18 protein-coding genes are annotated in these 24439 nt (G+C 72.2%); 13 read left to right on the forward strand and 5 right to left on the reverse strand.

Annotated elements, in window-relative coordinates; all coding sequences use genetic code 11:
* Nucleotides 1-3: 3 nt before the first annotated feature.
* A complete protein-coding gene (locus OG943_RS14830; RefSeq protein ID WP_328610346.1) occupies nt 4-849 on the reverse strand; it encodes a type 1 glutamine amidotransferase domain-containing protein in 846 nt (281 codons plus the stop codon).
* Nucleotides 850-1285: 436 nt separating this feature from the next.
* Between OG943_RS14830 and OG943_RS14835 the strand changes: the two genes are divergently transcribed.
* Complete coding sequence (locus OG943_RS14835; protein ID WP_328610347.1) at nt 1286-1510, forward strand: RICIN domain-containing protein; 225 nt, start codon at nt 1286-1288, stop codon at nt 1508-1510.
* A gap of 39 nt (nt 1511-1549) precedes the next feature.
* A complete protein-coding gene (locus OG943_RS14840) occupies nt 1550-3385 on the forward strand; it encodes an arabinofuranosidase catalytic domain-containing protein (RefSeq protein WP_442874718.1) in 1836 nt (611 codons plus the stop codon).
* 188 nt (nt 3386-3573) lie between these two features.
* Here OG943_RS14840 and OG943_RS14845 read toward each other — a convergent pair whose 3' ends face one another.
* Nucleotides 3574-4116 carry a TetR/AcrR family transcriptional regulator gene (locus OG943_RS14845; RefSeq protein ID WP_328610348.1) on the reverse strand — a complete coding sequence of 181 codons (543 nt, stop codon included), beginning with the start codon at nt 4114-4116 and terminating at the stop codon, nt 3574-3576.
* A gap of 171 nt (nt 4117-4287) precedes the next feature.
* On the opposite strand from OG943_RS14845, the gene OG943_RS14850 reads away from it, so the two are divergent.
* Nucleotides 4288-5181: an LLM class F420-dependent oxidoreductase gene (locus OG943_RS14850; RefSeq protein WP_328610349.1), complete on the forward strand. Its 894-nt coding sequence runs from the start codon at nt 4288-4290 to the stop codon at nt 5179-5181.
* Between the two features lie 4 nt (nt 5182-5185).
* Here the strand turns inward: OG943_RS14850 and OG943_RS14855 are convergent, their stop codons facing one another.
* The gene (locus tag OG943_RS14855) at nt 5186-6082 is read right to left on the reverse strand and encodes a LysR family transcriptional regulator (protein WP_328610350.1); all 897 of its coding nucleotides are present in this window, start codon (nt 6080-6082) and stop codon (nt 5186-5188) included.
* Between the two features lie 82 nt (nt 6083-6164).
* On the opposite strand from OG943_RS14855, the gene OG943_RS14860 reads away from it, so the two are divergent.
* The 3 genes from OG943_RS14860 to OG943_RS14870 are packed head-to-tail and all read left to right on the forward strand — an operon-like array spanning nt 6165 to nt 9416.
* On the forward strand, nt 6165-7505 hold the full coding sequence (locus OG943_RS14860) for an acyclic terpene utilization AtuA family protein (RefSeq protein WP_328610351.1): 1341 nt from the start codon (nt 6165-6167) through the stop codon (nt 7503-7505).
* A gap of 19 nt (nt 7506-7524) precedes the next feature.
* On the forward strand, nt 7525-7851 hold the full coding sequence (locus OG943_RS14865) for an AtuA-related protein (protein WP_328610352.1): 327 nt from the start codon (nt 7525-7527) through the stop codon (nt 7849-7851).
* Complete coding sequence (locus tag OG943_RS14870; protein WP_328610353.1) at nt 7848-9416, forward strand: carboxylesterase/lipase family protein; 1569 nt, start codon at nt 7848-7850, stop codon at nt 9414-9416. Before OG943_RS14865 ends, OG943_RS14870 begins: the two co-directional genes overlap by 4 nt.
* A 368-nt stretch (nt 9417-9784) precedes the next feature.
* On the opposite strand, the gene OG943_RS14875 is transcribed toward OG943_RS14870, so the two are convergent.
* On the reverse strand, nt 9785-10141 hold the full coding sequence (locus tag OG943_RS14875; RefSeq protein ID WP_328610354.1) for a hypothetical protein: 357 nt from the start codon (nt 10139-10141) through the stop codon (nt 9785-9787).
* 379 nt (nt 10142-10520) lie between these two features.
* Between OG943_RS14875 and OG943_RS14880 the strand changes: the two genes are divergently transcribed.
* The 5 genes from OG943_RS14880 (at nt 10521) to OG943_RS14900 (ending at nt 18320) form a co-directional block, all read left to right on the forward strand.
* Entirely contained in the window at nt 10521-12041 is a 1521-nt protein-coding gene (locus tag OG943_RS14880; RefSeq protein ID WP_328610355.1) for a family 43 glycosylhydrolase, read from the forward strand.
* 158 nt (nt 12042-12199) lie between these two features.
* A complete protein-coding gene (locus OG943_RS14885) occupies nt 12200-15859 on the forward strand; it encodes a family 78 glycoside hydrolase catalytic domain (RefSeq protein WP_328610356.1) in 3660 nt (1219 codons plus the stop codon).
* A gap of 147 nt (nt 15860-16006) precedes the next feature.
* On the forward strand, nt 16007-16564 hold the full coding sequence (locus tag OG943_RS14890) for a SigE family RNA polymerase sigma factor (protein ID WP_328610357.1): 558 nt from the start codon (nt 16007-16009) through the stop codon (nt 16562-16564).
* Nucleotides 16561-17064, forward strand: coding sequence for a hypothetical protein (locus tag OG943_RS14895; RefSeq protein WP_328610358.1), 504 nt, complete (start codon nt 16561-16563; stop codon nt 17062-17064). The genes OG943_RS14890 and OG943_RS14895 overlap by 4 nt, the downstream gene beginning before the upstream one ends.
* Nucleotides 17065-17141: 77 nt before the next feature.
* Nucleotides 17142-18320 (forward strand): hypothetical protein, encoded by a 1179-nt coding sequence (locus tag OG943_RS14900; protein WP_328610359.1) that lies wholly within the window; start codon nt 17142-17144, stop codon nt 18318-18320.
* Between the two features lie 70 nt (nt 18321-18390).
* Here the strand turns inward: OG943_RS14900 and OG943_RS14905 are convergent, their stop codons facing one another.
* The gene (locus OG943_RS14905) at nt 18391-20664 is read right to left on the reverse strand and encodes a M4 family metallopeptidase (RefSeq protein ID WP_328610360.1); all 2274 of its coding nucleotides are present in this window, start codon (nt 20662-20664) and stop codon (nt 18391-18393) included.
* A gap of 688 nt (nt 20665-21352) precedes the next feature.
* On the opposite strand from OG943_RS14905, the gene ggt reads away from it, so the two are divergent.
* Complete coding sequence (gene ggt / locus OG943_RS14910) at nt 21353-23161, forward strand: gamma-glutamyltransferase (RefSeq protein WP_328610361.1); 1809 nt, start codon at nt 21353-21355, stop codon at nt 23159-23161.
* Between the two features lie 166 nt (nt 23162-23327).
* Complete coding sequence (locus OG943_RS14915) at nt 23328-24365, forward strand: NADPH:quinone reductase (RefSeq protein ID WP_328610362.1); 1038 nt, start codon at nt 23328-23330, stop codon at nt 24363-24365.
* The last annotated feature ends 74 nt before the right edge of the window (nt 24366-24439 follow it).

The raw sequence follows: 24439 nt of genomic DNA on the forward strand, positions 1-24439 counted from the left end.
CGGCTAGCCGAGCCGGGCGGCGAACTTCGCGGCGAAGGTGTGGACGTCTCCGGGCCAGCGCGCCGAGACGTAGCTGCCGTCCTCGACCACGAAGGCCGGGCCGTCGTCGCCGATGCGGTCGCGGTGCCGGCCGCTGGTCTTGCGCGCGTCGCCGGGCGGGGCGTCGAGGAAGTCCTCCGGGGCCGCGAGCGCCCGGGTGACCTCCTGCTGCACGGACATGTACCCCTCGGGCTGCCCCGGTTCCTCCCGGTAGGTCCGGTAGTAGTCCGGGTCCCAGAACCGGCTGCGGCGCGCAACCCGCCACGCGGTGCGCTCGAGCGACCAGGTCAGCGCCGTCGTCCTGCGGCCGTGCAGCACGGAACAACCCGTCGCCGGGTCGACGCTGCGCGCGGCGAGCAGCACGCCGTGGCAGATCGCCGCGACGGGCAGGTCCCGGCGGAACGCGTCGACGACCAGCCCCTGCAGCACCGGGCTCTCCAGGTACTCGCGCATCCCCCGGGCCCGGTGGCCGCCCGGCAGGACCAGCCCGTCCACCTCGTCGAGGGTGATTTCGTTCCACACCAACGGTTTCCGCCACGCGGGGTCGGCGAGCAGCGCGCGGTGTGCCGCCCGGGCCGCGCCGTCCGCGCGCAGGACCCGGCCGAGCGCGACGAGCCGGCGCAGGCCCGGCACCCGGCCCCACGGGTCGAGGCCCCGGCCGGTCACCATCAGCTCGTCGCAGGCGGCCTGCTCGCCCGCAGGCGTCGCGAACCGCACCGTGTGCCCGGCCTCCGTGAGGACCCGCCAGGTGACGGCGACCTCCGAAGGGTCCGAGTCCCGGGCCGGCACCGGGATCAGCACTTTCGCCACTACGTCCTCCTCGCGCTCGCCACCGAGGATGCCAGCAGGCGGCCGCCGCCCGGCCCTCGGGGCTCGTGACCACTGTGGACGGACGAGCGAACACCGGATGGTCAGGACTGCGCCATTTGGCGGACATCGTCGCCACTTGGAGTACATTGACTCTGACTCAGCGCGACCGTAGTGTCCCCAAGCGCACCCCACTGATCGGCCGGGCCGGTGCTCCGCAGCAGATTTACAACGTTGTAAATCTGTCCGGCGCCGGAGGAGCAGGACCACAGCCGCTACGAGAAACGCCCTCCGCGCGCCCGCCGGCCCGCGGCGGTGGGAGGACGCCGTGTTCACCGATCGTCGTGCCGCCAGCACGCCCGCGTCAGGCCGCTTCGCCTCGCTGAGGCCGAGTCCCGCCGTGCCAGGCCGATTCGCCCCACTCAAGCCGAGTCCCGCCGTGTCAGGCCGATTCGCCCCACTCAGGCCGAGTCCCGCCGCGTCAGGCCGATTCGCCCACTGCGGCCGAGTCCCACCGTCACCCGGGCAATTCAACGTCCGCAACGCGCACAGCGGCCTGCTGCTGGGCGTCACCGGAATGTCCACCCAGGACAGTGCGGCCGTGGTGCAGTTCCACGACAACGGCACTGCCGATCACCTCTGGCAGGTGCTGCCGGCGGCTTGACCCACCCCGATAATCCCCACCCGTGAAAGGGGCTCCAGCGTGCTCTCCCGACCAGTCCCCCGCCGGCGAAGAGTCCTCCTCGCCGTCATCGCCGCCCTCGCGCTGATCTTCGGCGTGCTCAGCGGCCAGCCCGGCACGGCGCAGGCCGCCGGCTCGCTCCCGTGCGACATCTACGGCTCCGCCGGCACGTCGTGCGTCGCCGCGCACAGCACCGTGCGGGCGCTCTACAGCTCCTACAACGGGCGCCTGTACCAAGTTCAACGCGCCTCCGACAACGCGACGACCGACATCGGCCTGCTCGCCGCGGGCGGTTACGCCAACGCGGCCGCGCAGGATTCCTTCTGTGCCGGGACGAGCTGCATCATCACCGTGATCTACGACCAGTCCCCGCGGCACAACGACCTCACCATCGAGGGGCCGGGCAGCGCCGGCGGGCAGGACGTCGGCGCGAACGCGACGGCGCTGCCCGTCACCGCGGGCGGGCACAAGGTCTACGGCGTCTACATCTCGCCCGGCACCGGCTACCGGCACTACGTCGGCGACGGCGTGGCCCGCGACGGCCAGCCCGAGGGCATGTACATGGTCGCCAGCGGCACCCACGTGAACGGCGGCTGCTGCTTCGACTACGGCAACGTCGAGGCCACCATCAACGACACCGGCAACGGCCACATGGACGCGGTCAACCTCGGCACCACCTGTTATTTCCAGCCGTGCAGCGGGATCGGCCCGTGGGTCGCGGGCGACCTGGAAAACGGGCTGTTCCAAGGCAAGGCCTCCAACACCGCCAACCACGGCAACGCCACGCCGTACGTCACGGCGATGCTGAAGAACAACGGCCAGACCACCTTCGCGCTCAAGGGCGGCAATTCCCAGTCGGGCAGCCTCAGCACCTGGTACAACGGCGCGCTGCCGTCGGGCGGGTACACCCCGATGCAGCAGGAGGGCTCCATCGTGCTCGGCACGGGCGGTGACAACAGCAATCGCTCGGTCGGCTCCTTCTTCGAAGGCGTGATGACGGCGGGCTATCCCAGCGACGCGGCGGACAACGCGGTGCAGGCCAACGTCGTCTCCGTCGGCTACACGGGTGCCACCGGCACCGCGCCGGTCGGGGGCCGGGTGCTCGGCGCCAACGGCAAGTGCATGGACGTCAACGGCAATGACAACGGCGGCGACAGCACCCCGGTCCAGCTGTGGGACTGCCAGGCCAACGCCGCGGACCAGTCCTGGACGCACAATCCGAACGGCTCACTGTCGACCTTGGGCCGGTGCCTGGACGTCGATGGCAACGACACCGCCCAGGGCGCGAAACTGGAGCTGTGGGACTGCAACGGCGTCGGCGGCCAGAAGTGGATCCAGCAGGGCGACGGCTCCCTGCTCAACCCGCAGTCCGGCCGCTGCCTGGATTCGCCGGACAGCGGGGCGGCGAACGGCACCCGCCTGCAGCTGTCGGACTGCGACGGCTCCGCGGCGGAGAAGTTCTCCGTGACCGGCGGCGGCCCGATCGTCGGCGTCGGCGGCAAATGCGTCGACGTAGCGGGTGACGACAACGGCGGGAACGGCACCGCCGTCCAGCTGTGGGACTGCCAGTCGTACGCGGTGGACCAGCACTGGTTCCACCATCCGAACGGCTCGCTGAGCACGCGGGGCCGGTGCCTGGACATCGTGGGCAACGGCACCGGCCAGGGCGACAAGGTGGAGCTGTACGACTGCAACGGCGTCGGCGGCCAGAACTGGGTGCAGCAGGCGAACGGCTCCCTGCTCAACCCGCAGTCCGGCCGCTGCCTCGACTCCCCCAAGGGCGCCACCGACAACGGCACCCGGCTGGAGATCTGGGAGTGCAACGGAAGTGCCGCCCAGCACTTCCCGCTGAGCTGACCCGGACCGGACGAGCCAGTGCGGTGACGGCGGCCCAGCCGTCGTCACCGCACTCCGGCGGGCCCTCCCGACGCCGGGTCCGCCCCGTCCGGATCTCAAGCCCCCGCAGGCACGGCCGGTCGAGTTCGCCTTGCGCGGCAAGGCATACAGGACGGGTGGCTCAAGCCCCACGCGGCCGCGAACCGACGTCAGCGGGGGCGGATCCCGTCGAGCACCGTCCGCACCAGCCGGGCCCGCCGGTCCGGGTCGGGCGGCAGCTGCCCGTCGACCCAGGCGATGGCCACGGCCAGGTGCCGCACGTCGTTCGCGTCGGTGTCCGTGCGGAGGGCGCCGGCCTCGGCCGCACCGCTGATCAGCTTCATGCCCACCTCGATCGCGCGCCAGCAGATGCTCTGCTCATCGGCGGCCGCCGGCGGATTGGCCAGAGTCCGGGCCAGGCCCTCGTACGTGCCGCTCTGCTCGACGTAAGCGTCCAGCCAGCGATGGACCGCCTTCAACCGATCCGGCTCGTCGAGCAGCTCGACACCGAGCCGGTGCAACTCGGTCAGGCCGTCGTCCATCACCGCCAGGACCAGCTCGTCCCGGCTCGGGAAATGGCGGTACAGCGTGCCGGGGCCGACCCCGGCCGCGCGCGCGACGTCGTCCAGCGACGCGGTGACGCCGTGCCGGGCGAACGCGTCGCGGGCAGCTTCGATCACCGAACTCCGGTTGCGGGCCGCGTCGGCACGCATCCGGCGCCCACCTGATCCGGTAGTCAATACACCCTCCTCGAGCCCCAGCTTGACAAGCGGAGACAGTCTCCGCCTATAGTTACCGGAGACAGCCTCCGCATACTACCCGAGGAGCTTCCCCATGCGAATCCGTCTCTTCTCCGGCCACAACCGGGCCAGCGGGGTGACCTCATGACGGCGCCGCGGCCGTTGAGGCCGACCGGCGTCGGCCTGTGGAGTGCGCAATTGCGTTACGGCGATCCGGGCCGGACGGCCGACGCCGCCGCCGAACTCGACGAGCTCGGCTTCACCGCCCTGTGGGTCCCCGACATGGGCGGGCCGGTGCTCGAATCGGTCGAAAACCTGTTGAAGGCCACCGACCGCACGCTGATCGCCACCGGCGTCCTCAACCTCTGGATGCACGACCCCGCCCAGATCGCCGCCGGTTACGCCGAGCTTCGCGCGGCCTACTCCGACCGGTTCCTGCTCGGTATCGGCGTGAGCCAGGCGGCGGTGGTCGACTCGGCGGAACCCGGCCGGTACCGGAAACCGCTGGCCGCGATGCGCGCGTTCCTCGACGACCTCGACGCCGCACCGGACCCGGTGCCGGGCGACCACCGGGTACTCGCCGCGATCGGCCCCAAAATGCTGAGCCTGTCGGCCGAACGGGCCGGCGGCGCGCATCCCTATCTGGTCTTGCCCGAAGCCACCCGCGAGGCCCGCGAGGTCCTCGGCACCGGACCGCTGCTGCTGCCGGAACAGACGGTCGTCCTCAGCGACGACGCCGACGAGGCACGCACCCTCGGCCGGCAATTCCTGAGCAATTACCTGAGTTTCGCCACCTACGCCAACAAAATGCTGCAGGCGGGGTTCACCGCCGACGACGTCGCCACCGTCAGCGACCGGCTCGTCGACGCGGCGATCGCCTGGGGCGACGAAGACGCCATCCTCCGCCGCGTCGACGAGCACCTGGCCGCCGGCGCCGATCATGTCGCCGTCCAGTTCCTGACCAGTGACCCGGAGAAGATCCCGCTGCCGCAGTGGCGCCGGCTGGCCGCCGCACTCGGTGACCGGAACCGGGCGTGACGGATCAGGCCGGCTCGAGGACGGCCGTGACGAGATGCTCGAGGAAGCGGCCGGCGGCGGGTGAGAGCGGTGGTGACCGTCGGCTGTGCACGGCCAGTTTCCGGGTCACCGCCGGGGAATCCAGCGGCCGGGCGACGACCGGGGCGAACGACGCCAGCGGCAGCACGAGTTCGGGCATGGCGCTGATGCCGAGCCCGGCGGCGATCATGCCGGCCGCGGTGGCGACGGTGCGGGTCTCGACCACCGAAGTGGGGACGGCTTCGGCCTGGGTGAAGGCGAGGTCGGTGAGGCGGCGGATGCTGCTGTCCGAGGTGAAGGCGATGAAGGTTTCCCGAGCGAGGTCGGCCCAGGTCAGGCGGGATCGCGCGGCCAGGTGGTGGCCGGCGGGCAGGACCGCGAGCATCGGTTCCTCCCGCAGCGGCCGGGTGACCAGGCCGGGGTCCGGGACGGCGGTCTCGGTGAAGGCGAGGTCGGCGGTCCCGGCGCGGACGTGGTCCAGCACCTCCTGGGTGGTGCCGTCGAGGATGGTGAACCGGACGGCGGGATGCCCGGCCAGGAACGCGGACACGACCGGGGGCAGCAGGGTCGCGGCGATCGAGGGCAGCGCGGACAGCGTGATGGTGCCGCGGTCCCCGGCGCGGTAGCCGGCGAACCGGTTCATCCCGGCGCGGTACCCGGTGAGGATGTCCTCGGCGACGGCCAGGAACTCCCGGCCTTCGGCGGTCAGCTCGACCGATCGGGTGGTCCGCTCGAACAGCGTCGTCGCCAGGACGCGTTCGACGTCGCGGACCGTGCGGCTGAGCACCGGCTGGCTGAGCAGCAGCTCACGAGCCGCTTGGGTGAACGACCCCGAACGCGCCACCCGCGTGAAGATCTCCAGCTGGTGCAAGGTCAGATCCATGTTCTGATGATATAGATCGATGTCCGATTGATATTGGCGATGCCTCAATCACGGGTGCAGTCTCGGGGTGAGGAGGCATCCGATGGAGACAGTCAGGATCGGTTCCGGCGCCGGGTTCGCCGACGACCGCATCGAGCCCGCCGCCGAGCTGGCGGAGCGGGGGCGGCTGGACTACCTCGTGTTCGAGTGCCTGGCGGAACGGACGGTGGCGCTGGCGCAGCTGGCCAAGCTCCGCGATCCGGACGCCGGGTACAACGAGTGGCTGGCCGACCGGATGGCCGCCGTGCTCCCCGCCTGCGTGCGCCACGGCACCACGATCATCACCAACATGGGCGCGGCCCATCCGCCGGCCGCCGCCCGCGCGGTCGCCCGCCTCGCCCGCGACCTGGGCATCCGCGGGCTGAAGATCGCCGCCGTCACCGGCGACGACGTGCTCACCCTGGTCCAGGGCCGGGATCTGCCGCTGCAGCACCGCGACGACACCCTCGCGTCGCTGGGCGCCGCGGTCGTGTCCGCGAACGCCTATCTGGGGTGCGCGCCGATCGTGGCCGCGTTGCGGCAGGGCGCCGACGTCGTGATCACCGGGCGGGTCGCGGACCCGTCGCTGTTCCTCGCCCCGGCGGTGCACGAGTTCGGCTGGTCCACTGTGGACTGGGACGTGCTGGGCAAGGGAACCGCGGCCGGGCACCTGCTGGAGTGCGCGGGGCAGGTGACCGGGGGCTACTTCGCCGATCCCGGCGTCAAGGACGTGCCCGATCTGGCGCGGCTCGGCTTCCCGATCGCGGAGGTGGCGAGTGACGGCTCGTGCACGATCACCAAACTGCCCGGATCCGGGGGCCGGGTTACCGTACGCACCGTGACCGAGCAGCTGCTCTACGAAGTGCACGATCCGGCCGCCTACCTGACCCCGGACGTGGTCGCGGACTTCTCCGGCGCCCGGCTGGAGCAGACCGGCCACGACGCGGTGGCCCTGTCCGGGATCACCGGCCGGGAACGCCCCCGCACCCTGAAGGTGTCGGTCGGCTACCGCGACGGCTTCGTCGGCGAGGGCGAGATCTCCTACACCGGGCCCAACGCGTCGGCCCGCGGGCGACTGGCACTGGACGTCGTGGCCGAGCGCCTGCGGCTGACCGGGCTGCCGGCCACCGAAACCCGATTCGAACTGCTCGGCATCGACTCGGTGCACCGCGGCGCGGGCGGCCCGCACCCGGTCGAGCCCGTCGAGGTGCGGGCCCGCGTCGCCGGCCGCACCGACACCCTGGCCCGGGCCCGGCGCATCGGCCACGAGGTGAGTGCGTTGTGGCTCAACGGCCCGGCCGGGGGCGGTGGCGTCCGGCGGTCCGCGCACGAGGTCATCGGCATCGTGTCCACGTTCCTGCCGCGCGAGGACATCACCGCCGGCATCACGATGCTGGAGTCCTGAGATGCTGGAGTCCTGAACGGTGAAGCTGCACGACATCGCCCACGCCCGGGCCGGCGACAAGGGTGACATCAGCGACCTGTCGGTCATCGCCTACCGGCCCGGTGACTACCCGTTCCTGTGCGAGCACCTGACCGCCGAGCGCGTACGGCGCCACTTCGCCGACATCGTCCGCGGCCGGGTCGACCGCTACGAGCTGCCAGGGCTGCACGCGCTGAAGTTCGTCCTGCACGACGCGCTGGACGGCGGAGTCACCCGCACCCTGAACCTCGACGCCCACGGCAAGACCCTCAGCTCCTCGCTGCTGGAGCTGGACCTTCCCGAACACCCGGAGGATGATCGACGATGACCGGCCCTGATCTTATGTACACAGTGGACATTAATGACGGCCGGTTGCGCGGTGGTCCGCTGCCCGGCGGGGGCGCGCTGTTCGCCGGTATCCCGTTCGCCGCGCCGCCGGTCGGGCCGCTCCGGCTGCGCCCGCCGCAGCCGCCGCAGCCGTGGTCCGATGTCCGCGACGCCACCGAGTTCCGCCCGGCACCGCCGCAGCGCCTGCCCGCCCTGCTGGCCGGAACCGGATCCGGAGCGGGATCCGGAGAGGGAGACAGTGCCACCACCTCGATGGTCGAAGCCGTCGCGGGCGGGGCCGGTGCCCACGACGAGGACTGCCTCTACCTCAACGTCTGGACCCCGGAGCTCTCCGGCCGCCGCCCGGTCCTGGTCTGGATCTACGGCGGGGGTTTCGACAGTGGCTCGGCCGGTCTCCCGTCGACCGACGGCGCCGCCCTGTCCCGGCTGACCGGCGCGGTGGTGGTCGCGGCGAACTACCGCGTCGGCGCGCTGGGCTTCCTGCACCTGGCCGAGCTCGGCGGTCCCGGCTGGGCCGGTTCGAGCAACCTCGGCCTGCAGGACCAGGCGATGGCACTGCGGTGGGTGCGGGACAACATCGCGGCCTTCGGCGGCGACCCGGGCAACATCACCGTCGCCGGGGAGTCCGCGGGCGCGTTCTCCATCGGCTCGCTGCTCGCCGCCCCGGCCGCCGGAGGCACCTTCCACCGGGCGATCCTGAGCAGCGGCAGCACCGGCCGGGTGTTCGCCGCGGACACCGGCACCGCCATCGCCGCCGACCTGCTCGCCAAGCTGGGACTGGACACAGTGGACGAACTGGCCGACGTGCCGGTCGAGCGGATCCTGGACGTGCAGACCTCGGTCATCGACACCGACATCGGCCGCCGCAACCTGCCCGGCGGCCGCTCCTGGGGCGTCGTGCTGGACGGCACCGTCCTGCCGCGGGACCCGCAGGCCGCGGTCGCCGACGGCGCCGCCGCCGGAATCGGGCTGCTGGTCGGGGCCAACCGGGACGAGATGCGCATGTTCCAGGCCATGCAGGGCGCCGCTTACGTTCCCACGGACGAGCCGGCGCTGCTGGCGGAGATGGAACAGGCCGGTGTCACCGAACCCGCGCGGCTGCTGGCCGGCTACCGGCAACGGTCACCGGAGGCCGACCTGGCCACGCTGCGCACACTGTTCCTGACCGACGCCGTCTACCGGCGGCCGGCCTCCGCGCTGGCCGCCGCCCAGACCGCGGCCGGGGGCAGCGCGCACACCTACCTGTTCGCCGCCGAACCGCTCGGCCCCGACCTCGGTGCCTTCCACGGCGCCGACCTCGTCCTGGTGTTCGACGCACTGGAACGCACCGGTAACGCCACCCCCGAACTCATCAAGGTCCGCGACGACCTCGCCGGAGCGTGGGCCCGCTTCGCCGCCACCGGCGACCCCGGCTGGGCACCCTACGACCCCGATGCGCGTCAGAACACCCGGCAATTCGGCGGCGCCGGGGAAATGGTCACCGAACCACCGGCCGACGAGGCAGCCGCCGCGTGGGCGACCGCGAGCGAGGCGGTCAAGCCCTAGGGCCAAGCCGTAGGGGCGAATCCTGCGCGGGGACGGCTGATTTCGGCGGCCCTAAGGTATTTCCGGCGCTATGGATCAGTGGATTTCGGCCGCCTGGTCCGAATCGGACTGGCGCCAGTTTCCCGCCGCCGCCGCGATGGCGATGGCGATGGCGATGGCGATGGCGGTCTTCTACCTCGATCCGCAGCAACGATCGGCACCGTCTCCTCGGCCCGCCGCCACCTCGAAGGCAGCTGTCCCCCGGTGCGGACCGTGCCGTCGCGACTGTCCCCCGGTGCGGGCCGCCGCCGTAGCAGCTGTCCCCTCGCCGCAGGCCGCTGGTCGCGACTGTCCCCGATGCAGGCCGGTGCCGTCAGTCCGATATGGACTCAGCCGCGCCATCCCACCGGAACTCGCAGCACGCGCTGCGGCCGCGGGCCGCTGGTCTCGGACGGCTGCCCGTTCGTGGCCGGGAGTCTGCGGTGCCGGCCGGCCCGGCCGAGCCCGCGCAGCAAGGTGCGCCACCGACGGCCGCCGCGATGCCGGTTGCCGCCGGTCTCCGGGAACCGGCCGATCAGGTCGGCGACCGCGACGAGCCGGGCACCGCCGAGGCGTGGCGCGTCGCCCTCGGCGAGCGGCACGAGCCCGCCGCCGACGTCTTCGCCCACGACCACCCCGATGCGGACCGTCACCCGGCCCGGCGCGCCGGCGGCGCGGTCGAGGTACGCGAATCTCGGACCGTCCACAAAGGCACGGTTTTCCCGGCTCTCGCGCGGCAACGGCAAAGTTGTCATTTTTCGTCCAGTTTCTCGTGCCGGCAGTGGGACCACACCGCCGGGGGCCAGGACGGGGAACTCCGAAAAGCCGGCAGCGTCGCCAGCTGCCGACAACGCTACTCGGACGCCGTACGGAAGCCCCTTCGAATGCCAACGTTCACCCGATCGTTCGGCGCACCGCGGCCATGATCGCCCCGGACGGTGTCCAAACGCCACCCCAGTCACCCGTTCGCGGCGAGCTCGCTCACCGGAAGCGTGACCGTCCGGAGTAGGACACTTCCCTTGACCGCCCACGGCTGCGGCCTTATGGTCCTGAAACGTTTCATGTTCTCACCGAGGAGACCAGGAAATGACCCCCGCGCTCGCCGTTCTCGTGCTGCTCGCGAACCTGCTGCTCGGCTCCCCGGCCCATGCCGCCGTGACCGTGGTGAACTCCGACGCGACCGGGCCGGTGAGCCGGTTCGACGTCGACGGCAACGCCCTGGACGCGCACGACGGGTCGATCCTCCAGGTGGGCAACACCTTCTACCTCTACGGCACCAGCTACGCCTGCGGTTACGGCTACCAGCGGAACAGCACCTTCTGCGGGTTCAAGGCCTACAGCTCGCCGGACCTGGTGCACTGGACCGATCGCGGCCACATCGTCCCGCCCGGCTCGTGCGCGTACTGCTTCCGGCCGCACGTGGTCTTCAACGCCCGCACCGGCCAGTACGTGCTGTGGGCCGACGGCGGCGGCCGCTACCTGGTCGCCACCAGCCCCACGCCCACCGGGCTGTTCACCGCGCAGCCGGACCCGAAGCTGGCCGTCGGCGGCGCCGTGGACGAGTCGCTGTTCGTCGACACCGACGGCACCGGTTACGTCATCCACAACACCACCCAGGTCGGCGCCGGGCTGACCGCGGACATGGTGGTCGAGCGGCTCACCCCGGACTACCTCGGCACCACCGGCGAGTACGTCCGCCTGGGACTGGGCGACGTCGAGGCGTTCACCGTCTTCAAGCGCGACGGCGTTTACCACGCCCTGATGTCCGACCCGTCGTGCGCCTACTGCGCGGGCGGGACCGGTGAGATGACCGCGACGTCGATGCTCGGCGCGTGGTCGGGCGCCTGGTACGACCCGGACGGCGTCCACCAGAGCGGCCGGGCCGAACCCCGCTGGCGCGCCCGGATCGTCAACGCCGACAACTGCGGCGGGCAGCCGCTCGCCACCCTGCCGGTCGTCGGCGCGGACGGGAAAACCGGCTACTACTTCGTGTCCGACCGCTGGGACCACCGCGCGCCCAACGAGTCGCTCGCCGACTTCTTCCTCGGCCCGATGAGCTTCGACCACGACGGGACTCTGCGGGACATCTCCTGCGTCGACCGGTTCTCCTTCACCCCGGCCGCTCCCCCTGGGCACTACACCACCCCGCCGGACCTCGACCAGAACAGCGGCTTCGACGGCTTCCACCATTACTGCGACATCGGCGGGAACGTCGTGCGGCAGCAGGGTTTCACGCCGTCGCGCACCGGCACGCTCACCGCCGCGTCGATCACCACGTTCCAGCGCGGGAACCCGGACGCGCCGGTGACGCTGGACGTCGTCGACGGGGCCGACGGCACCGTGCTGAGCCGGACCGGCTTCGCCGTCGTGGACGTGCCGTGGGCGCCGGCCGCGCTGACCGCCCACCCGGGCATCCCGGTGACCGCGGGCCACCCGTACCTGCTGCGGCTGGAATCCGCCACCACCACCGGCTGCTACGGCTGGGAGTACAACGACACCGGCCCGTACCCGTCCGGCGCGGAGTCCTACAGCACCGACCACAGTGGATCATTCACCGCCGAGCCGGGCCGGGACCTGAAGTTCGGCACCGGCGTCCACCCCGCGTAAACGATTCGGGCCAAAACGGTTCGGCCGAACGCCCTCTTGCGCGTTTCTTGCGACTACTGGCGTATTGCGATCCTGTGACCGGCTGATTACAGTCACAAGACAGCGTAGTTGAAACGTTTAAATCCCCGTTGTCCCCAGCCCGTCGTTAGGGAGCCCGCATGCTGCCCTCGCACCTCTGGCGAACGACCGCCGCCGCGCTCGCCGCGGTACTGGCCCTCTCCGCCGCCTCCGCCCCACCGGCCGGCGCCGCGCCGCCGGTCCAGCTCACCGGCGCGCACTGGGTCTGGTACCCGGAGGGCTCGCCCGCCGTCGCCGCGCCCGCCGCGAACCGGTACTTCCGCAAGACGTTCACCGTGCCCGCGGGCGCGGTCAGCGACGCCCGGTTCGTGGTGACCGGCGACGACCTGGTGGACGTCTGGCTGAACGGCAGTCCGCTGGCCTCCTCGGCCCGCACCGCGGGCGCGTGGCGGACCGCGCTGTCGGTCGACCTGCGGCCCGCGCTTCGCCCTGGTGCCAACACGATCGCCGTCTCCGTGCGCAACACCGCCGGGACGGCCGGGCTGCTCGGGCACCTGCGGGTGACCACCGGCGCGGGCGCGACGGACCTGATCACCGACGGCAGCTGGAAGACCGCGAAGACCGTGCCCGAGGGCTGGGAGCAGCCCGCCTTCGCCGACGGCGGCTGGGCGAGCGCCCGGGACCTCGGCGCCTACGGCACCGGTCCGTGGGGCCGCGCGATCGCGATCCCCGACGCGAACGCGGCGTCACCGCTGATGGTCGCGAACGGGACCGTCAACCGGCAGAGCAGCCCGCTGGGCATCGATCCCGCGCAGGCGCGGTTCGGCTGGCAGCTGGGGTCCGGCGCGGCGGCGCAGGAACGGCAGTCCGCCTACCAGCTCGTGGTGTCCGCCAAGGGCCACGACGTCTGGGACAGCGGCCGGGTCGAGTCCGGGCAGCAGGCCGACGTGGCCTACGGCGGGCCCGCGCTCGCGTCGCTGACCGCCTACACCTGGCGGGTGCGGGCGTGGGACAGCCAGGGCCGCGCCGGCCGCTGGAGCACGACGCAGCGGTTCGAGACCGGTCTGGCCGCCCCCGCCACGGAGTGGACGGGTGACTTCATCGGCCGCGCCGGCACCGGCCCGGACCTCGCCGGGGCGAGCTGGATCTGGTACCCGGAAGGCGACCCGGCGGGCGGGATCCCGCCCGCGACACGGTTCTTCCGGCGCACCCTCGACCTGGCCGCGGCGCCGGCGAAGGCCACCCTCGTGGTGACCGGCGACGACAGCGCCGCGGTCTGGGTCAACGGCGCACTGGTGAGCACGTCGCCCCGGGCCACGGACTCGTGGAAGCAGGCGGCCGTGGTGGACCTCGGCGGGAAGCTGACCGCCGGGACCAACACCATCGCCGTGCAGAGCGAGAACACCACGCAGAGCCCGGCCGGGCTGATCGCCAAGCTGACCGTGCCGGGCGGGCCCACCGTGGTCACCGACGGCGGCTGGAAGGCGAACCAGACCGGCCCGGCCGGCTGGGAGAAGTCCGGCTTCGACGACAGCGCGTGGGCCGCGGCTCGGGCGGTGGCCGCGTACGGCACCGGCCCGTGGGGCACGAACGTGACCATCAGCTCCCCCGCTCCCCTGCTGCGCAAGGGTTTCACCGTCACCAAGCCCGTCGCCACCGCGCGGCTGCTGACCACCGCGCTGGGGCTGCAGGAGACCCGGCTCAACGGTGCGAAGGTCGGCGACGACGTGCTCGCCCCGGGCTGGACCGACTACACGAAACGCCTGCAGTACAAGGTCTACGACGTGACCGGGCGGATCCGCCAGGGCGAGAACGCGCTCGGCGCGTCACTCGGCAACGGCTGGTACTCCGGCAGCCTCGGCATCGCCGGCTCCCAGCGCTACGGCACCCAGCCGTGGTACTCGGCGCAGCTGGAGCTGACCTACGCCGACGGCACCGGCTCCGTCGTCGCCACCGACGGCAGCTGGAAGACGATCGACGGGCCGATCCGCGCCGACGACCTCTACCAGGGCGAGACCTACGACGCCCGCCAGGCCGTCGCGGGCTGGGACAGCCCCGGCTTCGACGACCGGGCCTGGCCCGACGCCGGGGTGCGGACGGGCGCGAAGCCGAACCTGGTGTCCCAAGTGGACAATGGCGTGACCGTGCAGCAGGACTTCCACCCGGTCGCGATCACCCAGCCCAAGCCGGGCGTCTGGGTGCTGGACATGGGCCAGAACTTCAGCGGCTGGAACCGGCTCTCGGTGACCGGGCCGGCGGGCACGACCATGACCATGCGCCACGCCGAGGTGCTCAACCCGGACGGCACGATCTACACCGCCAACCTGCGCGCGGCGCAGGCGACCGACCGGTTCACCTTGGCGGGCACCGGGAAACCGGAGACCTACGAGCCCCGGTTCACCGTGCACGGCTACCGGTACGTCGAGCTGACCGGCCTGCCCTCGGCGCCCACCGCGGACACCGTCACCGGGCGGGCGATGTGGACGGCCGGCGCGCAGACCGGCACGTTCACCTCGTCGAACCCGATGGTGAACCAGTTGCAGCACAACATCCTCTGGGGTGAGCGCTCGAACATGCTGTCCATCCCGAGCGACTGCCCGCAGCGCGACGAGCGGCTGGGCTGGACCGGCGACATCGGCATCTTCGCCGGCACCTCGACGTTCAACCTCGACGTGCACAACTTCCTCGGCAAGTTCGCCGGCGACCTGGTCGACGCGCAGCGCGACGACGGCTCGTTCACCGACGTGGCGCCGGACGTGCTGAGCGGCTCCGGCACGGCGGGCTGGGGCGACGCGGGCGTCATCGTGCCGTACACCCTGTGGCAGCGCTACGGCGACACCGGCGTGATCACCGAGCACTTCGACGCGATGGTCAAGTGGGTCGAGTACCTGCGCGCCACGTCGGGCAGCGACCTGATCCGCGACCACCAGACCTACGGCGACTGGCTCAACGTCAACGACAACACCGCGCAGGACGTCGTCTCCACCGCGTTCTTCGCGTGGTCGGCGCGGCTGGTTTCGCGAATGGCGGCCGCCACCGGGCACACTGCCGAGGCGACCAAGTACGGCACGCTGGCCGACCAGGTCGGCGCGGCGTTCACCGCGAAGTTCGTCGCCGCGGACGGGACGGTCGGGGCCAGCACCCAGACCGCGTACGTGCTGGCGCTGGCGTTCGGCCTGCTCCCGGCGGACCGCGTCCAGGCCTCGGCGGACAAGCTGGCGGCGAAGGTCGCGGCCACCGGCGGGCACCTGAGCGTCGGGTTCCTCGGCGTGGAGAACCTGCTGCCGGTGCTGGCCGACCACGGCCACGCCGACGTCGCGTACCAGGTGCTGCTGCAGCCGGACTTCCCCGGCTGGGGCTACATGATCGGCCACGGCGCGACCACGATCTGGGAGCGCTGGGACGGCATCAAGCCGGACGGCTCGTTCAACGACCCGGGCATGAACTCGTTCAACCACTACGGCCTCGGCTCGGTGGGCGACTTCCTCTACCGCGAGGTGGGCGGCCTGTCCGCGGCCGGCCCGGGCTACTCGTCGCTGCTGGTGGCACCCCGCCCCGGCGGCGGCCTCACCTCGGCGAAGTCGGCGTACCAGACGCCGTACGGCGGCGCGGTCAGCGACTGGTCGGTCTCGGGAGGGAAGCTCACCCTGCGCGTGACCGTGCCGGCCGGGACCTCGGCCACGGTGAAGGTGCCGACCAACCGGCCGGACGCGATCAGCGCCCCGGCCTCGGCGGTGCCCTCGGCGCCCGGCACGTTCTTCGTGCCCGGCGGGTCGTACGTGTTCAGCGCCCCGGCGTGAGCCGGCGACGCCAGTGAAGTCCGTCAAGGACTCCTTACCCGCGTAGGACGCGGGTAAGGAGTCCTTGACGGACCTTGCCCGAACCGTGTGACCTGAGTCACTAAGCGATCATGCAACCCGCCGGAGCCCCCGACGCCTGTACCCGGTGTGGAGCAAGACGCGGGCGCCTCGGCCGGGGCGTGGTGGGAGGACGAGTTCGTCGCGTACGTCGCGGCGTCCTCGGCGTACCTGCGCTCGACCGCGTTTGTCCTGTGCGGGGACTGGCACCGGGCCGACGACCTGCTGCAGGTCACCTTCCTCAAGCTCTACCGGGTCTGGCCGCGGCTCGTCCGGCGGGGTGAGCTGGACGGGTACGTGCGGCGGATGGTCGTGCGCGCGTTCCTGAGCGAGAACCGGCGGAAGTGGCGTTCGCGCGAGCACCTGCCCGGCGAGCTGCCGGACGTGACGGCGTCGCCGGAATCCGACCACGCCCAGCGGCTCTCCGTGCGCGCGGCGCTGGGCGGCGTTCCCCCGAAACAGCGCGCGGTCCTCGTGCTGCGCTACTGGGACGACCTCAGCGTCGACGAGACCGCCGCCGCGCTCGGCTGCACGGCCGGCACCGTCAAGAGCCAGTCCTCGCGGGGCCTGGCGACGCTGCGCAAGCTCCTCGACCCCCATCAGCTCGGGCACTTCCCCGGCCTCGCACCCCAGGAGGAGCGGGCATGAACGACGAAGAAGCACGCGCCGTGATCCTGCTCGCCGGTCCGGTGGACGACCCGCCGCCCGGCGTCGACCCCGAGGACCTGCTGGCCGCGGGCCGGAGACGACGCCGGCGGCGCAATCTCGCCGTGGTCGGCGGCAGCGCGCTCGCCACGGCGCTGTTCGTGGTCCTGGTCGTGTCGGCGACGGCCGGCCGGGCCGGCCCGGCGACCGCTCCGCCCGCCGTCCAGCCGGCCGCCACGACGACCGTCCCGGCGACGGGGGCCCCGGCGACCAGCGGAACGCCGGGCACCACCGGCAACGCGCCCACCTCCGGGACGACCGCCGGCGCGCCGGTGTCGAGCCCCACCGGCTCAGCTCGGACGACCACCACCACCGGCCGGAACACCACCGGCGCCGCCTCGACCCACCCGACGACCACCGGTGCCCAGGGACCGCCGACCTCCACCGGCGGCAAGCCCACCGGCACCGCCTCGACCCACGCGAAGATCACCGACCGCCGCTGACCCGACCCCACCGGAGTCCCGGCCGTAGATCGTCCGCCGGTATCTTCGGGGTGCCCGGACCACGAGGAAGAACCACCTTGACGACATTCGCAGAACCCGCCGCCCCCGCCCGGGCGGCGATCCACTGGCACCAGCGCCCGTACGTCCGGGCGATCGGCGTGTACCTTCTCGTGCGCGCTTTCGGCGTCGCCGTGCTCGCGCTGTTCGCCGCGAAAACCGGCCAGCCGCTGATGGACCGGCTCACTTCGTGGGACGGGCAGTGGTACCTGGACCTCGCCAACCACGGCTACTTCGGCATCACGCGCGGCCTGTACGACGCGGCGGGCAACTACGAGCCGAACACCCCGCTCGCGTTCTTCCCCGCCTACCCGATGCTGCTCCGGGCCGTCGCGCCGGTGACGTTGTCGAGCACGGTGCTGGCCGGGCTGCTGGTGAGCGCGATCGCCGGGTGCCTGGCCGCGGCCGCGATCTTCCGGCTGGCCCGGCTCGTCGACGGCCGGGACCGGACCGGGGTGCTGCTGGTGGCGCTGTGGGCCGGCGCGCCTATGGCCATCACGCTGTCCATGACCTACACCGAGGCGCTGTTCACCGCGTTCGCCGCCTGGGCGCTGGTCGGGGTGGTCGAGCGCCGGTGGCTGCTGGCCGCGCTGTGCTGCGTGGCCGCGGGCCTCACCCGGCCGACGGCGACGGTGCTCGTCTGCGTGGTCGGGCTCGCCGCGCTGATCGCCTTCTTCCGCACGCGCGACCGCTGGCAGACGCTGGCCTGCGTCGTGCTGTGCCCGCTCGGCCTGTTCGGCTTCTGGGCCTGGGTCGCGATCACTATCGGCAAGCCCACCGGCTGGTGGGACCTCGAGCGGAACAACTGGTGGACCCGCTTCGACGGCGGCCGCGAGGCGGCGGAGTTCGCCTGGGCCAAGCTGGTCCCCGGCGCCTCGGTGATGGAGACGATGACCGTCTTCATCCTGCTGGCGGCGGCCGTGCTCGCCGTGCTGCTGTTCCGGACGATGCGCCCGCTGGCTCAGTGGTGGCCGCTCGCCGCGTACGGCGCCGGGATGGTGGTGCTGGTCGCCGGCACCGCGGGCCTCCCGTCCGCGAAGGTGCGGTTCCTGCTCCCCGGGTTCATCCTGCTGTTCCCGATCGCCCGCGGCCTCGCCTCCCGCCGCCCGGGCACCGCGGTCGCCACGGTCGCGGGCTTCGTGGTCCTCGGCAGCTGGTTCAGCGCCTACGCCCTCACCGGGTGGCACTACACGATCTGAGCGCCGCACCGGCGGAAACGGGTGGGGCGACCGGGAATCCGGCCGCCCCACCCGTTTTCGCGTTACCGGGTCAGCTCAGGGTCACCGCCAGGTCGTCGAGGACGAAGGAGGTCTGCAGGGACGCGTCCTCCACGCCGGTGAACTTGAGGGCGAGCGTCTGGCCGGCGAACGACGACACGTCGACGGTCTTCGCGGCGTACCCGCTGACCTTGTCGAGGTTCGAGTAGCTGGCCAGGGTGGAGGTGCCGCCGGCGACGGTGAGCTTGTCGTAGGCGACGGCCTCCGTTTCAGCGGTGTCGATGTGCAGGGAGTACGTCAGGGTGGCGTGGCAGCCGGCCGGGATGCTGACGGACTGGGCCAGGGTGTCGGTGTGCGTCTGGCCGTACCCGTCGAGCCAGGCGTTCCAGGTGCCGCCGTGAGCCGGCTGCTGGGTGCCGTTCTGCGCGATCACGCCGCTGGACGCCGTCCAGCCGGTGGCGCCGGATTCGAAGCCGGGGTTGGCCAGCTTCTGGCCGGAGCAGCCGCCGGTGGTGCCGACCGTCCAGGTGAACGTCGCGGTGCCGCTGTGGCTGGCGCTGTCGGTCGCGGTCACCGTGACGTTCGACGTCGCCGCCGTGGTCGGGGTGCCCGAGATGGTGCCGGTGGAGGCGTTGATCGACAGGCCGGCCGGCAGGCCGCTCGCGGTCCAGCTGTACGGCGCGGTGCCGCCACTGGCCGTGAGGGGCAGGTTGACGGCGGTGCCGGTGGCCGTGGACTGGTTGCCCGGGCTGGACACCGTGACCGTGCCGGTCGCGCTGCACGTCGGGTCACCCGACTGCGCCGGCACGCTGATCGCGTCCCACGCCGCCTTCACGGTGTTGAACTGGGTGCAGCTGCCCGGGAACAGGTTCTTCGCCGCGGTCAGCGTCCAGGTGCGGTACTTCAGGTACGAGCTGGCCGTGGTCTTCAGCAGCATCGCGTTGTAGAAGATCTTCACCGCGTCCTGGACACCGAGGCCGGTGACCGAGGAGCTGTTGCAGGTCGTGCTGGTCGGCTGGCCGTTGGTCGGGTTGGTGCCTTCGGCCAGGAGGTAGAACCAGTGGTTGCCGGGGCCGGCCGAGGCGTGCACCTCACCGCCAGGGACGGAGCTGTCGTAGCAGTTCTTGTCCCCGAGCGCGGACGGGTTGTACATGTTGCGGATCGGGCCGCTGCCGACGAGGTTGATCTGCTCGCCGACGAGGAAGTCCGGCACGTCGTAGGGCGAGGGCTCATTGGCGAACCACTCGGTCGAGGCGCCGAAGACGTCGGCGACGAACTCCTGGGTGCCGTTGCCGGAGATGCCGCCGGGGGTGTGGTCGTCCACGCCGTGGCCGTGCTCGTGGGCGACGACGTCGATCGAGCCGATCCACTGGTTCGCGGTGTTGTGCCCGATCTGGACCTGGGACCCGTCGTAGTAGGCGTTCTCGTCGTTCAGGCCGACGCGGATCGGCCAGCCGCCGCCGTTGCCGTCGAAGCTGTTGCGCCCCAGCCACTGGGACAGCATCTTGTTCTCGGTCTGCGCGGCGAACAGCGCGTCGACGCAGCCGGTCTCACGGCTGGTCGCGTTGCCGGTGCCCCACTGGTCGTCGGGGCCGCTGAACGTGGTGTTGTTCGCGGCGTCCTGGCAGCTGACGTTGGTCAGCGTCGGGTCCTTCAAGCTGTACGTGCTGCCCGAGTGCGTGGTGTTCAGGTTGACCGGGTTCGGCCCGTTCCACGCGCTGGTGCCGTCGCCGTGCAGGACGTGCTCCTGGGTGTGCAGGACCTTGCCGGTGACGGCGTCGACGACCACGTCCAGCCGGCTGGGGCCCTCGGCGTCACGGCCGGCGACGGTGCTCTGCCAGGCGAGCCGGGGCGTGCCCAGCGCGTAGGTGACGAGCTGCGCGGCGCCGACGCTGTCCACTGTGGGCAGCTGCTGCCGGGCGGTCCCCTCGGCCTGTGCCTTGGGCACGGACGGGGTGGTGCTCGGCAAGTCGATGGTGGCGTCCTGCGCGACCGACGTGCCGACGACCTGGCCGGTCGAGTCGGTGGCGACCACGAAGTCACCGCCCACGACGGGCAGGCCCCGGTAGGTCCGGTCGTACGGGACGTACTTGAGCCCGTTGGTGGAGGAGATCACGGCGTGCGGCACGAAGACGTCGTTCGCGCTGGCGTGCAGGGCGGCCGGCCGGGAGGCCACCAGCCCGGCCGCGGCGCTGACGGCCATCGCGTCGGCGGTCTGGGCGGCGGCGGGCGCCGCCGGTTGTGCTTGAGCGGTCGGGGTGACGGCCAGCGCGGCCGCCAGTACACCAGTGGAACCGAGGACGGTCAGCCGTCTCAGTTTGTTCATCGATGAGCTCCTCCGGGCAGGACGGCACGGCCCGGGGTCACCAGGCCGTGCACTGTCGGGGTGGGAAGACCTGTCGGGGTGTGTGCCTCGCCGTGTGAAACTCGGGTGAAGTGGAGCGAGGAACGGAAATCAGGATCCGGCTCGGACACCGGGGAAACAAGCGACGAAGGTAGTGATCTCATCAACTGGCGGCAATAAGCCCCATACGGAACATTTCGGACAGGTGCCGTTCAGCGGAAAGTGTTGGCACGCCTGAAGATCAGGCCGCGCGGGACTACTCCGAATGGCCCCGCGCCGGAATCAGGCCGCGGAAAACGGCCCCCTCGGGACTCCTGGCGATTCCGGGGCGCGGCCGGTCGGTTTCCGTTGGCGTAGAAACGTTTCAACGGTGCCCGCCGCGGCGACGTCCACTGTGGACTCGAACGGCCGGGCCGCCGTCCGGGCCGCGCGCCGCGGCCGGCCGTTTCACCTGGCGAGATGATCGGCATCCAGGGCCATCGGCCGGCGCTCATCTGAGCGGCCGGGCTCCCCGGCGCTCCCTAAATCTGACTCAAGTCCATTTCGCTCACGCGGCCGTAGTGCTAGACCTTGCCTGCCAAGTTCGCGAGGTGCCGCGGCCGGCGGGGTTCCCCGGCGGGCGCGGACGGACCAGCCGGGCCGGCCGCCTCGTCCCGGGAAGGGATGCTCCATGCGTACCAGCAGGAACTTCAGAGCCGCGGTGTCGATCGGCCTGGTCGCCGGTCTCGCCCTGGTCTCCGCCGCGGCGCCGGGCTCGGCCCAGCCCGCGCGGCCGCTGCCCGCCAAACAGCCGGTCGCCGAGGGCTCGGGCGGCGCGGTCGTGTCCGACACCGCCGAGTCGACGCAGGCCGGCATCGACGTCCTGCGCCGGGGCGGGACCGCCGCCGACGCCGCCGTCGCGGTGGCGTCCACGCTCGGCGTCACCGACCCGTACGTCGCCGGGCTGGGCGGTGGCGGCTACTTCGTCTACTACGACGCGAAGACGAAGAAGATCTCCACCATCGACGGCCGCGAGACCACCCCCGCCGCCGACAGCCCGACGATGTTCATCGACCCGGCCACCGGCAAGCCCTACGCCTTCGAAACGGCCGTGGAGAGCGGCCGCTCGGTCGGCGTGCCCGGCATGCTCGCGACCTGGGAGCGCGCCCTGCAGCGGTGGGGCCGGTTCAGCCTCGCCGACAACCTGCGCCCCGCCGAGGCGGTCGCCGACCGCGGGTTCGTGGTCAACTCCGCCTTCGCCCAGCAGACCCAGCAGAACGCCGCGAAGCTCGGCCACTTCAGCTCCAGCGCGAAGCTGTTCCTGCCCGGCGGCAAGGTCCCGGAGGTCGGCTCCGTCCTGCGCAACCCCGACCTCGCCGACACCTACCGGCAGATCGCCCGCCAGGGCACCGGCGCGTTCTACGGCGGCTCGATCGGCCGGGACGTGGTGAGCACCGTCCAGAACCCGCCGCTGGCGCCGAACGCCCCGATCCAGCGGATCACCGGGCCGATGCAGCTCTCCGACCTGCGGGCGTACCAGGCGCTCGACGGGACGCCGACGCACCTCAACTACCGCGGTTACGACGTCTACAGCATGGCGCCGTCGTCCAGCGGCGGCATCACCGTCGGCGAATCACTCAACATCCTCGGCAACTTCGACCTCGCGAAGATGGACCGGGTCCAGGCCCTGCACCACTACCTGGAAGCCAGCCGGCTCGCCTTCGCCGACCGCAACCGCTACATCGGCGACGCGCGCTACGTGAACGTGCCGCAGCAGCAGCTGCTGTCGAAGTCCTTCGCGGCGACGCGGGCGTGCCAGATCGACCCGGCGAAGGCGGGCAAGAGCCCGGTCGCGCCCGGTGACCCGTACGCGCCGGGCGGTGGCTGCACGACCGTGCCCGCCGCTTCGTCGGACAGCAACGAGCAGCACACCAACCACTTCGTGGTCTCCGACCGCTGGGGCAACGTCGTGTCCTACACGAACACGATCGAGCAGTCGGCCGGCAGCGGCATCACCGTGCCGGGGCGCGGGTTCCTGCTCAACAACGAGCTGACCGACTTCAACTTCGCCCCGACGCAGGGCAGCGCGCCCGACCCGAACCTGCCCGAGGGCGGGAAGCGGCCGCGGTCGAGCATGTCGCCCACGATCGTGCTGCAGGACGGGAAGCCGTTCCTCGCCGTCGGCTCGCCGGGCGGCGCGACCATCATCACCACGGTCCTGCAGGTGCTGGTGAACCGGCTCGACCTCGGCATGACCCTGCCGCAGGCGATCGCCGCGCCGCGGGCGTCCCAGCGCAACGCCGCGTCCAGCGACGCCGAGCCGGCGTTCATCGCCCAGTCCACGACTCCCGGGCTGCAGGCGCTCGGCCAGAGCTTCACCGACGTCGGCAGCATCGGCGTCGCGGCCGGGCTGGAGTTCCTGCCCCACGGCAAGATCCTCGCGGCGGGCGAGCCCTCCCGCCGCGGCGGCACGGCGGCGGCGGTGGTCTCCCGCCACTGACCCACAGGCCCGCCGTCCGGCCCGTAGCCCCGACCGGGCCGGACGGCGACCCGGCCCCGTCCGCCCGTGCGCCTCACCGGCCGCGGGCGGGCGGGGCCTTCCACGTCCGGCCCAGGTCGGGGGCGGTGCGGGAATAACCCGGCGGCACGCGGAGATTGCACCCCGCATGAGAGCCGTCACTTACCGGACGCCCGGTGGCCCCGAAGTCCTTGCACTGTCCACCCGCGAGCCCGCCGAACCCGGCGCCGGCGAGGTCCGGGTCCGCGTGGTGGTCTCCGCCGTGAACCCGACCGACTGGAAGCAGCGCCGGGGCTCGGGCGTGGTCACTGTGGACGAATCCGTGGAGACCGTGCCGAACCAGGACGGCGCGGGTGTCGTCGACGCGATCGGGCCCGAGGTCACCGGCCTCGCCGTGGGCGACCGGGTCTGGGTGGTCCTCGCCGCCGCCCACGGCCCCGCGTCCGGCACCGCGCAGGAGTACACGGTGCTGCCCGCCGAGCGTGTGGTGCCGCTGCCCGACAGCGTCGGGTTCGACGAGGGCGCGAGCTTCGGCATCCCGGGTCTCACCGCGCACCGCGCCCTGACCGTCGCCGAGGACGGCCCGGACCGGCTCGCGCCAGGTGCGCTCGAAGGCACCACGGTCCTGGTCGCCGGCGGCGCCGGCGCGGTGGGCAACTCCGCCATCCAGCTGGCGCGCTGGGCCGGGGCGACGGTGATCACCACGGTGAGCACCGAGGCGAAGGCCGAGCTCGCGCGGGCGGCCGGCGCCCACCACGTCCTGCGGTACACCGAGCCCGGCCTCGAGGACGCCATCAAGCGGCTCGCGCAGGGTGGAGTGGACCTGATCGTCGAGGTCGCCGCCGGGGCCAACGCCGAGCTGCACCCGCGGGTGCTGCGGCCCCGCGGCACCGTCGCGGTCTACGGGGACGACGGCGGGAACGGGACGGTGAGCCTTCCGTTCGGCCCCAACGTGTGGGCCAACACGCGTTACCAGTTCCTGGTGCTCTACTCCGTGGGGACCGGGAAACTCCGCCTCGGCGCCGGAGCCGTCTCGGCCGCCATGGCCGACGGCGCCCTCGCCATCGGGGAGAAGACCGGGCTGCCGATCCACCGTTTCCCGTTGGAGGACACCGCGAAGGCCCACGCGGCGTCGGAGCAGGGCGCCGTCGGGAAGGTCCTGATCGACGTCACCCCAGCCGGCTGAGGGGCACCTCTGCCCCGGGTGGCCGGTACGAGGGGTGCCGGCCACCCGGAACCCGCTCCCGCGAAAAAGCCGCC

The sequence above is a fragment of the Amycolatopsis sp. NBC_00345 genome, from assembly GCF_036116635.1.
In the GTDB taxonomy this organism is placed as follows: domain Bacteria; phylum Actinomycetota; class Actinomycetes; order Mycobacteriales; family Pseudonocardiaceae; genus Amycolatopsis.

Excerpts from the sequence above, each read along its gene's own strand:
- OG943_RS14860 (WP_328610351.1), top strand. The coding sequence starts at position 6,165 with ATGGAGACAGTCAGGATCGGTTCCGGCGCCGGGTTCGCCGACGACCGC.
- OG943_RS14870 (WP_328610353.1), top strand. The coding sequence starts at position 7,848 with ATGACCGGCCCTGATCTTATGTACACAGTGGACATTAATGACGGCCGG.
- OG943_RS14845 (WP_328610348.1), bottom strand. The coding sequence starts at position 4,116 with ATGCGTGCCGACGCGGCCCGCAACCGGAGTTCGGTGATCGAAGCTGCC.
- ggt (WP_328610361.1), top strand. The coding sequence starts at position 21,353 with ATGCGTACCAGCAGGAACTTCAGAGCCGCGGTGTCGATCGGCCTGGTC.
- OG943_RS14885 (WP_328610356.1), top strand. The coding sequence starts at position 12,200 with ATGCTGCCCTCGCACCTCTGGCGAACGACCGCCGCCGCGCTCGCCGCG.
- OG943_RS14855 (WP_328610350.1), bottom strand. The coding sequence starts at position 6,082 with ATGGATCTGACCTTGCACCAGCTGGAGATCTTCACGCGGGTGGCGCGT.
- OG943_RS14915 (WP_328610362.1), top strand. The coding sequence starts at position 23,328 with ATGAGAGCCGTCACTTACCGGACGCCCGGTGGCCCCGAAGTCCTTGCA.
- OG943_RS14880 (WP_328610355.1), top strand. The coding sequence starts at position 10,521 with ATGACCCCCGCGCTCGCCGTTCTCGTGCTGCTCGCGAACCTGCTGCTC.
- OG943_RS14895 (WP_328610358.1), top strand. The coding sequence starts at position 16,561 with ATGAACGACGAAGAAGCACGCGCCGTGATCCTGCTCGCCGGTCCGGTG.
- OG943_RS14850 (WP_328610349.1), top strand. The coding sequence starts at position 4,288 with ATGACGGCGCCGCGGCCGTTGAGGCCGACCGGCGTCGGCCTGTGGAGT.
- OG943_RS14905 (WP_328610360.1), bottom strand. The coding sequence starts at position 20,664 with ATGAACAAACTGAGACGGCTGACCGTCCTCGGTTCCACTGGTGTACTG.